The sequence below is a fragment of the Xenorhabdus mauleonii genome, assembly GCF_900113945.1.
GTDB classification, from domain to species: Bacteria; Pseudomonadota; Gammaproteobacteria; order Enterobacterales; family Enterobacteriaceae; genus Xenorhabdus; species Xenorhabdus mauleonii.
Map to the genome: position 1 here is coordinate 1 of NZ_FORG01000017.1, position 12,147 is coordinate 12,147.

10 protein-coding genes are annotated in these 12,147 nt (G+C 43.6%); 3 read left to right on the plus strand and 7 right to left on the minus strand.

What is annotated here, in order from left to right:
* Nucleotides 1-493: 493 nt before the first annotated feature.
* The gene (mdtD, locus tag BM100_RS15150) at nucleotides 494-1,876 is read left to right on the plus strand and encodes a multidrug transporter subunit MdtD (protein WP_092512419.1); all 1,383 of its coding nucleotides are present in this window, start codon (nucleotides 494-496) and stop codon (nucleotides 1,874-1,876) included.
* A 6-nt stretch (nucleotides 1,877-1,882) separates the two neighbouring features.
* On the opposite strand, the gene rbsR is transcribed toward mdtD, so the two are convergent.
* The 6 genes from rbsR to rbsD all read right to left on the minus strand — a co-directional run bounded on the left by rbsR (nucleotide 1,883) and on the right by rbsD (nucleotide 7,779).
* The gene (gene rbsR, locus BM100_RS15155; RefSeq protein ID WP_092512421.1) at nucleotides 1,883-2,884 is read right to left on the minus strand and encodes a ribose operon transcriptional repressor RbsR; all 1,002 of its coding nucleotides are present in this window, start codon (nucleotides 2,882-2,884) and stop codon (nucleotides 1,883-1,885) included.
* Nucleotides 2,885-2,886: 2 nt separating this feature from the next.
* On the minus strand, nucleotides 2,887-3,816 hold the full coding sequence (gene rbsK / locus BM100_RS15160) for a ribokinase (RefSeq protein WP_092512423.1): 930 nt from the start codon (nucleotides 3,814-3,816) through the stop codon (nucleotides 2,887-2,889).
* Between the two features lie 94 nt (nucleotides 3,817-3,910).
* Nucleotides 3,911-4,801, minus strand: a complete 891-nt coding sequence (rbsB, locus tag BM100_RS15165; RefSeq protein WP_092512425.1) for a ribose ABC transporter substrate-binding protein RbsB — start codon at nucleotides 4,799-4,801, stop codon at nucleotides 3,911-3,913.
* A 23-nt stretch (nucleotides 4,802-4,824) separates the two neighbouring features.
* Entirely contained in the window at nucleotides 4,825-5,796 is a 972-nt protein-coding gene (rbsC, locus tag BM100_RS15170) for a ribose ABC transporter permease (RefSeq protein WP_092512427.1), read from the minus strand.
* Between the two features lie 44 nt (nucleotides 5,797-5,840).
* A complete protein-coding gene (gene rbsA / locus BM100_RS15175; RefSeq protein ID WP_092512429.1) occupies nucleotides 5,841-7,352 on the minus strand; it encodes a ribose ABC transporter ATP-binding protein RbsA in 1,512 nt (503 codons plus the stop codon).
* A gap of 7 nt (nucleotides 7,353-7,359) precedes the next feature.
* The gene (gene rbsD, locus BM100_RS15180; protein WP_092512431.1) at nucleotides 7,360-7,779 is read right to left on the minus strand and encodes a D-ribose pyranase; all 420 of its coding nucleotides are present in this window, start codon (nucleotides 7,777-7,779) and stop codon (nucleotides 7,360-7,362) included.
* A 271-nt stretch (nucleotides 7,780-8,050) separates the two neighbouring features.
* Here rbsD and ravA point away from each other — a divergent pair, with 271 nt between their 5' ends.
* Together ravA and viaA are read left to right on the plus strand one after the other, a co-directional pair.
* The gene (gene ravA / locus BM100_RS15185) at nucleotides 8,051-9,571 is read left to right on the plus strand and encodes an ATPase RavA (protein ID WP_092512433.1); all 1,521 of its coding nucleotides are present in this window, start codon (nucleotides 8,051-8,053) and stop codon (nucleotides 9,569-9,571) included.
* A gap of 1 nt (nucleotide 9,572) precedes the next feature.
* Nucleotides 9,573-11,036 (plus strand): ATPase RavA stimulator ViaA, encoded by a 1,464-nt coding sequence (gene viaA, locus BM100_RS15190; protein WP_092512435.1) that lies wholly within the window; start codon nucleotides 9,573-9,575, stop codon nucleotides 11,034-11,036.
* On the opposite strand, the gene asnA is transcribed toward viaA, so the two are convergent.
* The gene (asnA, locus tag BM100_RS15195; RefSeq protein ID WP_092512437.1) at nucleotides 11,033-12,025 is read right to left on the minus strand and encodes an aspartate--ammonia ligase; all 993 of its coding nucleotides are present in this window, start codon (nucleotides 12,023-12,025) and stop codon (nucleotides 11,033-11,035) included. The genes viaA and asnA overlap by 4 nt on opposite strands.
* Nucleotides 12,026-12,147 lie beyond the last annotated feature (122 nt).

The window sequence follows — 12,147 nt, forward strand, 5'->3', positions numbered from 1 at the left end:
TTTTCTCCGACTGCCCTCGGCGGCTTGCTTCAGCTCAGCGTCGGTCAGTGGTGGCGCATTATAGGGAGTTTTACGGATGTGACAATAGTTTTTTTCGATTTTTTTTCCGTTCGTGTTTTTTTTCAACAAAACCGGCATTTAAGATTCTTTTTCGATCAAAAATTGGTGTTATAAGCAACAAACATTGAATCCATGCAGTAAGATAACGAATTAAATAAATCAGAAATGGCATTTGTGCAGTTAAAAAAAAACAGCGACAAAGAAGCAAGCACTTAATAAATCCCTTTGTTAGCTCTTTTCTTAATCTGTTCTAGCCTGTATACCATCACTGCCCTGAAAAATTTATTCCAGCAATATGATGATAAATGCCAAAGGCCACGAATCACCAATCATCGACTAGTGTATTAAAATACTATGTACACACCAATGAGCTGAACAATGTACTAAGTAATTTAGTAACTAAATATCATCCACTGAAAAGACGGGATATCTAATGATTAAATCCGCACGCAGTATGTCGGGACTACCGTGGATTGCGGCTATAGCTTTTTTTATGCAATCTTTAGATGCCACAATTCTCAACACTGCTCTACCGGCAATTGCTAAGAGCCTTAATCATTCTCCACTGGCAATGCAGCCAGCGATTGTCAGTTATACATTAACTGTAGCAATGTTAATTCCCGTCAGCGGTTGGTTAGCTGACAGGTTCGGCACCCGCCGAGTTTTCATTTATGCCGTTTTCCTCTTTTCTTTAGGTTCGCTCGCTTGCGCGCTTTCCCACAATATTACTTTTTTGGTCATATCCCGAGTGATTCAAGGAGTCGGTGGGGCAATGATGATGCCTGTGGCGCGTTTGGCATTACTGCGAACGTATCCGCGCAGTGAATTGCTGCCAATTTTGAGTTTTGTCACCATGCCCGGGTTATTAGGGCCAATTTTAGGGCCAATGCTGGGTGGGTTGTTGGTCAGCTATGCTACATGGCACTGGATTTTCATTATTAATATTCCCATCGGTTTATTGGGCATTATTTATGCCAGAAAAAATATGCCCAATTTAACGATGCCAAAAAGCCCTTTTGATTTTCTGGGATTCCTATTATTTGGCTTGGGATTAGTCATGATTTCAGTTAGCTTTGATTTATTTGGTGATGACACCCTTGCTGGATATATCCCTCTGGCTCTGCTGGCCGGCGGCATGACTATATTAATAGGGTATATATTCCATGCGAAGAAGCACAAGAACCCACTTATTGATCTCCGGTTATTCCGAACTCACACATTTTCAGTCGGTATTGCAGGCAACATAGCTACCCGTCTGGGTACAGGCTCCCTTTCATTTATTCTTCCTTTAATGCTGCAAGTAGGGTTTGGATACTCAGCCGTGATAGCGGGAATAATGATGGCGCCCAACGCAATTGGCTCAATTTTCGCTAAGCCTTTTATTCCCAAGCTCCTCAGTCGATTTGGATATCGAAATACACTTATTTGGGTCACCGTGGTTATAGGGGTGATGATTTCTCAGTTTTCACTGCAGACCCCGGGATTCCCCATCGCATTTTTGATAATTCCCCTGTTTATACTGGGAATGGCCATGTCTACGCAATTCACTGCAATGAATACGATTACACTTGGTGATTTGAATGACAATAATGCAAGTGCCGGCAATAGCCTGCTAGCGGTGACTCAACAATTATCTATCAGTTTTGGCGTAACGGTCAGCGCCGCTGTGCTTCGGTTTTATGAATCGATGGAGTATGGCTCAACCGTGAGCCATTTCCACTATACGTTGATTACGATGGGAGTTATTACCCTGATTTCCTCTACAGTATTCCTGTTACTTAATAAAGGAGATGGCAATCACTTAATTAAGAAATGAAACCCATTAGCGCCTGGCAACGGAACTGCGTTCAATCAGTTTTGGTGTCAAAACCAGTTCCTTAGGCTCGCTTTCCGGGTTATCCATTCTATAGAGCAGACTATCAATCGCCAGTTTGCCTAATTCATCCTTGGGTTGGTGGACAGTTGTCAAGGGAGGGATCAAGTAGGAGGTAATTGCAATATCATCATATCCAATAATAGAAATATCATCCGGAACAGAAAGCCCTGCCTGATACAAAGCTTGGTAAGCGCCTATCGCCATAGCGTCATTGCCCGCAAATAATGCTTCAGGCGGTTCAGGCAATTGGAGCAATTGCTGCATTGATGATAATCCACCCGCAAATTCAAAATCGCTGTAGATTTCATATCCAGCAGGAATTTCCAATCCCGCATTTTGCATTGCTTTTCGATACCCAGCCAAGCGCAAGCTAGCTAGCGTCTTATCCTTCGGGCCAGTAATACATGCAATTTTGCGAAATCCCCGCTCAATAAGATAATTGGTAGCCATTTCTCCACCTTGCAGGGAATTATCCTTAATAATGTCGTTGCTGGATTCGAACGGCGACCAATCCATGATGACCATCGGTACCGAGGGATAGCGGCGAAAAACGTCGTCGGATAACCGATGAGTTTCAGAACACATAATCAGCAGGCCATCAACGCGCCTTTGCAGTAATGTTTCCATACTGCGAATCATGCGAGACACACTACCTTCTGTATTACACAGAATTAAACTGTATCCCCGCTCGTAACAGCTGCGTTCCACTCCTCTGACGACTTCAGAATAAAACGAGTTGTCACTGGCCGTCACCAGCATTCCAATCGTTTTTGTTTGCTTAATTTTCAAACTTCGCGCCAAAGCTGAGGGAGCGTAATTCAGTTCGTCGATCGCCGCATTGACTTTCTTTTTTACACCGTCACTGACATAGCGGTTCTCATTTATCACATGAGAAACCGTTGATGTCGATACGCCCGCAAGACGGGCAACGTCCTTCATGGTAGCCACAATCAGTCCTGTTCAGATAGAAATGCATCAATTTCATGTCGCCACGGTACTGAGGGCTGTGCTCCTTGGCGTGTCACGGCAATTGCAGCCGCAGCATGAGCAAAGCGGATCGCCGACAACATACCTTTTCCTTCCAGCATCCCCGTAACCAAAGCACCGTTGAACGTATCCCCAGCCGCAATTGTATCAATCGCTTTCACTTTAAATCCGGGGACAATTTTGCCTTCTTTACCTTTCTCACTTAACCATACGCCCCGGCTTCCCAAAGTAATGATGACTGTTTCTATACCTTTATCATGCAAGGCCAGAGCCGCCTGATTCGCACCCGCATCATCATTTACGGCAATGCCTGTCAGGTATTCTGCTTCGGTTTCATTCGGCGTAATGATATCAACCAGAGAAAGTAACTGATCTGATACTTTTTGGGCAGGAGCGGGGTTCAAAATAACTTTGGTATGATATTTCTTCGCCGTTTCAGCAGCAAGTTGCACCGTTTCCAATGGCGTTTCCAACTGTAGCAATAGAGCGCCTGCCTCTTTGACCATATGCTTATAACGGCAGAAATAGTCAGGTGTCAGAGCGCCATTTGCCCCGGCGTTAATGGCAATGACATTTTCCCCTTGCTGGTTGACAAAAATCAGGGCCACTCCCGTAGTTTCCCCTTCGATACATTCAATTGATGAAGTATTAATATTGTCTTTCACCAACTGCTGGAGAACACGCTCGCCAATATCATCCTGACCCACACAGGCAATAAATGTAATGTCAGCACCGCAACGACCAGCAGCCACAGCCTGATTAGCGCCCTTTCCTCCAAAAGCAACCTGATACTGTCTCCCTTTTACGGTTTCTCCCGGCTGAGGAAAAGATTCAATGTTCAAAATGTGATCCACATTAATGCTACCCATCACAACAAGTTTCGCTATATTCATTAATTTATTCCTGCTCAACACATCCTGTTCAACATTTCCCATTCAATAATTGGAGTAACCACCAAAATTGATGGTTACTGATAATGCCAAGTGCTTACTTTTTGAAAACTAACTCCAACTCAACCGGAATGGTAGCGCCAACTTGTTCACCTTTAAGTACTTTATCTGCGGTTTGTACACCAATAATCCCAATCTGGTCTGGGCGTTGTGCAACTGTGGCGCTTAATTTGCCGCTCTGTACGGCCTTAAGACCATCTTTTGTGCCATCAAAACCAACAATTAATATATCCTTTCTAGCCGCCGTTTGTAGTGCACGTAATGCACCCAGAGCCATTTCATCATTCTGGGCAAACACAGCTTGCACTTCTGGGTAAGCGGTCAAAAGGTTTTGCATCACATTCAGCCCTTTTGTTCGGTCAAAATCAGCAGGCTGGCTGGCTAATAGATTAAATTTGTGATTTTTTACTGATTGAGCGAAACCTTTCCCACGCTCACGTGCAGCAGAAGTTCCTGAAATGCCTTCCAACTGGATGACTTTGGCTTCATTACCTAGTTTCTCAGCAATGAAATCCCCCGCCATTTTAGCGCCTGACACGTTGTCAGAAGCGACATGGCTGACCACCTGACCTTTGTTAGCCATACGATCGAGTGTAATAACAGGAATATTGGCCTTGTTCGCCATGATGACCGCATTGCCCACAGCATCAGAGTCTGTAGGGTTAATCAGCATTAACTTCGTTCCACGAACAGTTAAATCCTGTACGTTAGCCAACTCCTTGGCCGGATTATCCTGAGAATCGAGCACAATCAGGTTGTAGCCCAGCTTATCAGCCTCTTTCTGGGCGCTATCTTTCATTGCGACAAAGAAAGGGTTATTCAAGGTGGAAATAACCAACGCTATACTCTCTTTCGCCAATGCATTGGCACTTACTGTTGCACTCAAGGCCATGGCAGATAAAAGAGTTACCAGCTTCTTCATTTTCATATTGTTTTTCCTGTAGGGTAAGATTATTTACTGCTTTTGTTATCAACCAAAACCGCCAGCAAAATGACAGCTGCCTTGACGATCATTTGGTAGTTGGAAGAAATACCTAATAGGTTCAATCCATTATTCAAAAAGCCTAAAATCAGCGCACCAATCAGCGTGCCAACAATACGACCTTTCCCTCCAGCCAAACTGGTTCCTCCCAGTACAACCGCAGCGATGGCATCTAATTCGTAGCCGCTTCCTGCCATGGGTTGAGCAGAAGATAATCGAGCAACTTCTATAATGCTGGCCAGCGCTGCCAATAGGCCACATAGGGAATAAACGATGATCTTTATTTTATCGACACTGATACCCGATAAGCGCGTTGCAGATTCATTTCCACCTAGCGCGTAGATATAACGTCCTAAACGAGTGTGATGCAGCATGAACCAAGCCAAAATAAAAACCAGCAGCATAATCCACACGGGGGCGGGTATTCCCAATAGACGGCCAATGCCGAACCAACCAAATAAATCAGCGTTATCACTGAATCCTGTATTAATTGGGCTGCCATCCGTATAAACACGAGTCACGCCGCGCAGCAGTAGCATCATCACCAACGTCGCAATAAATGCCTGTACCTTGCCTTTTGCGACAATTACGCCACTACAGGCTCCAATGGCCGCTCCCAGTGCGAGCGCTCCCGCAACAGCGACCAGTGCATTAATATCCGCACTCACCATTGATGCAGCCACTGCTCCCGTCAAGGCCAGCAAGGAACCCACGGAGAGATCAATCCCCGATGTCAGAATGACTAACGTCATGCCTACTGCCATGATGGCATTAACAGAAGTTTGCTGAAGGATATTAAACAGGTTATTCAATGTGAAAAAGTTGGGGCTCAGGGCAGAAACCACAACAATTAATAATAAAAGTGCAATCAGTGATTTCTGTTCCAGAAACCATGCTTTCGTGAACCAACGCCGGGAGGCTAGCTCTGTATTAGAATTCATATCTATTATCCTCGACCATTATCTTCAAACTTCACCCTATTTTGTTATCTGGCAGGGGGTGCGTTGATAAATTGCTTGCCAACAGCAGCCGACATCAACGCTTCCTGAGAAACACTGTCTGCACTGAATTCCCCACTGATGCTCCCTTCATGCATAACCAGAATACGATCACTCATTCCCATGATTTCCGGCATCTCCGAAGAAACCAAAATAATGCTCAGACCTTCTTTTTTGAACTGATTGATCAGTTGATAAATTTCCTTTTTCGCTCCGACATCCACGCCTCTGGTCGGCTCATCAAGAATCAAGACCTTCGGCCGAGTCATCAAGCCACGGGCAATCGCAACTTTCTGCTGATTACCACCGGAAAGCAGTCCTATTGTTTGATCCATTGAGGGAGTTTTTATATTGAATAGATTGATAAAATCAGTAACGGCTTTTTGTTCCTCTGAGTGATTCAAGAAACAGGTATGTTGGCTGAAATAGCGTAATGCGGTGAGGGACATATTCTCTTTAACTGACATGCCCAAAACCAATCCGTCACGCTTACGGTCTTCCGAAATATAGACAATGCCATTGATCAGCCCCTCCTGTGGGTTGCGAACCTTCAGATGGTTCCCGTCCAACAAGATATTGCCTGCTGTTTTCGGCAAAGCGCCATAAATCATTTTCATCAATTCAGTACGCCCAGCGCCCATCAAACCTGAGATCCCCAGAATTTCCCCGCCAAAGAGGGAAAAACTGACATTATTGATCCCTGGCCCTGAAAGATTTTCCACTTCCAGCCTCTTTTCTCCTCTGGGGAGATCCAAGCGCGTGTACTGATCCTCCAACTTGCGGCCTACCATCATTTCGATCAAACGATCTTCTTCAAGAGAATGGACAGGTTGTTCAGCGATAAACTGCCCATCACGAAATACGGTCACATCATCGCAGATTTCAAAGATTTCCTTCAGACGGTGAGAAATATAGACAATGCCACACCCTTGAGCTTTCAGCTCTCGTATGACATGAAAAAGGGATTCGGTTTCCGTATCAGTCAAGGCATCCGTTGGCTCATCCATGATAATGACTTTGGATTGGAAGCTCAGTACCTTAGCTATCTCCACCATTTGCTGATCACCAATGGATAACTCAGAAACAAACCGATGGCTGCTGTAACTGATATTTAAACGCTTCAGCAGCTTGTCGGCTTCCTCATACATTTTTTTCCAATTGATCATGCCCAGTTTATTGGCAAATTCCCGTCCTAAAAAAATATTTTCAGCAATCGTCAACTGAGGGATAAGATTCAATTCTTGATGGATAATGCCAATACCGGCTTCTTGGGATGCTTTGGGACCAGAGAAGGCGACTTCTTGCCCAAGATAACGGATCGTGCCGGTATCTTTTGTATAGATGCCGGTCAAGATTTTCATCATCGTGGACTTACCCGCGCCATTCTCACCGACTAACGCCATCGCTTTTCCAGGGTAAACACTCAATGCAGCCCCTGACAGGGCTTTTACTCCGGGGAAGGACTTACTAATCCCCTTTAACTCCAGTAATGGCTCCATAGTCACCTCAGAAAGTTACACCAGAATAAAGAAGGATATTGGCGTAGGGAGTACATTCCCCCGTCCGGATGACGGCTTTGCTCTCCTTTGTTTTCTCTTTCAGAATGTTATGACTCACATACTTGACTGTAATCACATTCCCCTGCTGTGTTTCGAGATCAGCAATACGCTTGATGATTTGCTCACGTATTTGAGGATTATGTTCAATAATTTCAGTGGCCAATATGATCGCCTCTACTTGTAGTTCCTGAACAACAACATCAAACACAGATAACAAATCAGGCGTTCCTTGGGTTAGCGCTAAATCAATTCGTTGGGTAGAGGATGGGATAGGTAATCCCGCATCGCTAAGCGCTATTTGATCTGTATGCCCTAAATGAGAAATAACAGCTGAAATACCAGAATGTAATAAAACACCTTTTTTCATTTTTATTGCTCCTTAGCGAAACGTTTCGCTGAGAAGGAATCATATAAAGCCCAGTATCAAAGACAACATGATTCATATAAAAATGTGATCATTATGAAACTTTTATAAAAAATATAATTTAATCAAAAAATATTAATTTATTTAACAAGTTAAGATGAATCGGTTTTTTTAACCTAAATGAGTCTCATAATTCACCACAAAACCTTTGCATAGATTGCATTTTCTCTATAAATAAAATGGAATTGATTGTGCAAACTGTGGTGTTCACGATATGCGATTAGTCGAGAAAATAGCCCAACTAAGTCAGTATCTGGAAAGTGGCCTATATGAGAGGCGACAAGCCATTCGCCTCTGCCTACTGGCAGCGTTATGTGGGGAAAGTGTTTTTCTCCTTGGCCCACCGGGGATAGCCAAAAGCCTTATTGCGCGTCGGCTCAAATTCGCATTTCAAAATGCACACGCTTTTGAATATCTGATGACCCGTTTTTCTACCCCCGAAGAGATCTTTGGCCCCCTCTCGATTCAAGCGCTCAAAGATGAAGGGCGTTATCAACGCCTGACTGAAGGCTATTTACCTGCCGCCGAAATTGTTTTTCTGGATGAAATCTGGAAAGCAGGACCCGCCATCCTGAATACCTTACTCACAGCGATTAATGAAAAGAAATTCAGAAATGGTAATCAAGAAGAGCACCTGCCAATGCGTTTACTCGTTACTGCATCCAATGAACTTCCCGATACAGACAGCGGGTTGGAAGCACTCTACGATCGCATGTTGATCAGGATCTGGTTGGACAAGATACAGGAAAAGAAAAATTTCCGGGCATTACTGACTGATCGGAGCAATGAAAATAACAACCCCGTACCAGCCTACATTCAGATCACTGATGACGAGTTCCATCAATGGCAAGACAAGATCAGCCATGTATCCCTGCCCGATCCTATCTTCGAGTTGATTTATCAACTACGCCAGCAAGTAAATGCAACTGGGAATATGGCTGATGTTTCAGACAGACGCTGGAAAAAATCCATCCGCTTATTGCAGGCCAGCGCCCTGTTCAGTGGCAGAAACGAGATATCAGCGTTAGATATGGTGTTATTAAAAGATTGCTTGTGGCACGACTTGAACACCTTAAAATTGCTGCCACAATTCCTGCATACTTTAGTGACCGAGCAAGCCTATCAACAAAATTTCCTGATCCAGAAAATGGATAAGCTGTATCAACACTGGGTTCAATCCAGCCAAAGCGAAAATGATCATTGCCCCTTGCTGTTAATCATCCAAAAATCCCTCTTTGGCCGTAAAAGCGCCTATTCACTCCCCGAAGAAATCAAAGATGAAAAGCTGACACTATTTTTGCACCCTCCATTACATCTGCACAATATCGACGTTAACTTCATAGAAATAGACAAAATATCTCTGGAAAATGCATTAAAGAATAATACTGGAGAATTACCTGTTCGTTTAAATGGTATTGGTTTCCCACAAACCATCATGATGGAAATCAACGAAAAGCATCAGATTGAAGTTCTGGATGCCAGCCGCAATAGCGCGATCCTTTGCCAAACAGGGCAGAAATCGATAAGTTCAGCGAAAAAAACAACTACACAAAACAATTCCGAATGGAATGAAAAATTGGTATCCATCCGTGATGAAATTCAGCATCAACACCTATTGTTTAGCCAGCATCAGCCTTGTTTATTTATTGAAGAATATTGGATTGCCGATATTGAGCAAAGTTTCTTTCAATTAGCCGAAAAATTGGAACACTTAAAGTCGAAAATCGGAGGGTAATATGTTAACACTGACAACGCTCGATCTCCTGCTCTCCATTAACGAAAGCGAGCTGATCGAGGAGATCATTTTTACGTTGTTGAGTACTCCTCAATTGGCTATTTTTTTTGAAAAACACCCACGGCTGAAACAAGCGTTACTGAAAGATCTCCCTTCATGGCGGCAAATATTGCAGCAAAGAATAAAAGAAACGCTCATACCTCCTCCATTGGCTGAAGAATTTCAGCTATATCAAAATGCGCAGGCAATCAATACAGCAGATTTTTATCAAGAACTGCCAATTACCATAGAAAAACTTCTGCAATTAGACTCACCTTTTGCCAATGAAGCCAGCAAGCTATTAAAAACCACCTCTGAGCATAGCCATTCAGGCCAAATACTGTTTCTTAAACGCTGGCGCATCAGTTTGATCCTGCAAGTAACCACATTTAACAAAACGTTATTAGATCAAGAAAAAGAACAATTATTGGCAGAGATCCAGAAACGAATAACCCTCAGCGATAAACTTGATCCTATCTTTGATCACAATGATCGCGCAGCAGGCCGGTTGTGGGATATGAGTAAAAGCCAGCTTCACCTGAATTCACGCAATTTACAACTTTTCTCCCTCTATGCTGACGTTCTCAGGCAGCAGCCTGAACTGGAAAAAATGGCACAACTGCTTGGCCGCAGCCAGACAGCTAAATCAATTCCCGAAACAAGCCATGTCCTTGAGCCGTTTACTCAGATCGAGAAAATACCTGATACCGTACCAGAACAGGTCAGTGGGATTCGGCAAGGTGATGACATTTTAAGGCTGCTGCCCAATGAGATAGCCATGCTGGGCATTGAAGGACTGGAATACGAATTTTATCGGCGGCTGGCAGAGAAAAAATTACTGTCTTATCGCCTGCAAGGGGATAGCTGGCAATCAAAAACCGCATTCAAACCCGTAACTCATCATCACGATGCGGAGCAACCTCGCGGGCCTTTTATTGTTTGTGTTGATACATCAGGCTCAATGGGAGGGTTTAATGAACGATGTGCGAAGGCATTTTGTCTGGCTTTGATGCGTATTGCTTTAGAGGACAATCGCCACTGCCACATAATGCTGTTCTCAACAGAGCAGATCCACTATGACTTAACTTCCCCCAATGGACTCACTCAGGCAGTACATTTTTTGGGGCAAACATTCAGAGGTGGAACCGATATAGCATCTTGTTTAAGTGCAACAATTGAAAAAATGAAAGAAAATATTTGGAAAGATGCTGATGCTGTTGTTATTTCAGATTTTATTGCCCAGCGTTTGCCTGGCTCTCTAATCCATCAGATAAAAAATCTGCAACAGCATCAACAACACCGCTTCCATGCAGTTTCCCTTTCCCGTTATGGAAAACCCGGTATCATGCGGATATTCGATCATATCTGGCATTTTGATACCGAGTTTACAAGCCGCTTGCAGAGAAAGTGGCGGATTAAATCTTAAAGCACACCTTCAATTGATTCGATAACTTCTGGTGACCACACACCGCACTGAACCTGACCGATATGAGCCATTTGTAGCATCAACATAACCAAGCGAGACTGCCCGATACCGCCACCGATGGACTGTGGCATTTCACCTTTAATCAACGCCTGATGCCAGTCGTATTGCAGGCGCTCTTCATCGCTTGTCAGTTCAAGCTGACGTTGCAGAGCTTCTGCATCAACACGGATACCCATTGAAGAAATTTCAAAAGCATCCTGTAAAACAGGGTTCCAGACAATAATGTCACCGTTCAGGCCAAGGTAACCATCACTGTTTGGAGTCGTCCAATCGTCATAATCAGGTGCGCGAACATCATGTGATTGGCCATCAGACAATTTACCGCCGATTCCCATCAAGAAAATCGCCCCAAATTCCTTGGCAGCCTCACGTTCACGACCTTTAGCATCCAGATCAGGGTAACGTTTCAGAAGCTCTTCACTGTGGATGAAGTGAATTTGATCTGGCAGGAACGGTGCCAGACCAAACTCCTTACTTACCGCTTGTTGTGTTTCTTTTATTGCTTCGTAGATTTTACCTACTGTCTGTTTTAAATAGTCGAGTGAACGCTGACCTTCACCCATCGTTTTCTCCCAATCCCACTGATCAACAAAGATAGAGTGAATAGGAGTCAAGCGATCTTCATCAGGACGCAGAGCCTTCATATGGGTATACAACCCTTGTTCAGCTTGAAAACCAAAGCGGCCTAATGTTTTGCGTTTCCATTTTGCTAAAGAATGAACCACTTCAAACGTTGCTTCTGGCAATGTTTTCACTTTTACCTGAACGGCTTTTTCATGCCCAGACAAGTTATCCTGAGTACCATCTCCAAGACGGCTCAAGATTGGTCCTTGAACTTCGATTAAATCAAGTTGTTTCTCTAGCAGGCGGGAAAAGTATGATTTCACAAAACTAATCTGCTGCTGTTTTTCAATGAAGGATGTTTTCATGATACTACTCTCAAAAATTTTTAGTGACCCTGTGTCCCGTTGCTATAGATTAAGCAACAAAACAGGGTACAAATTCAATATATAATAATAAAAATATTGTTTATTATTTATAAACGATAATT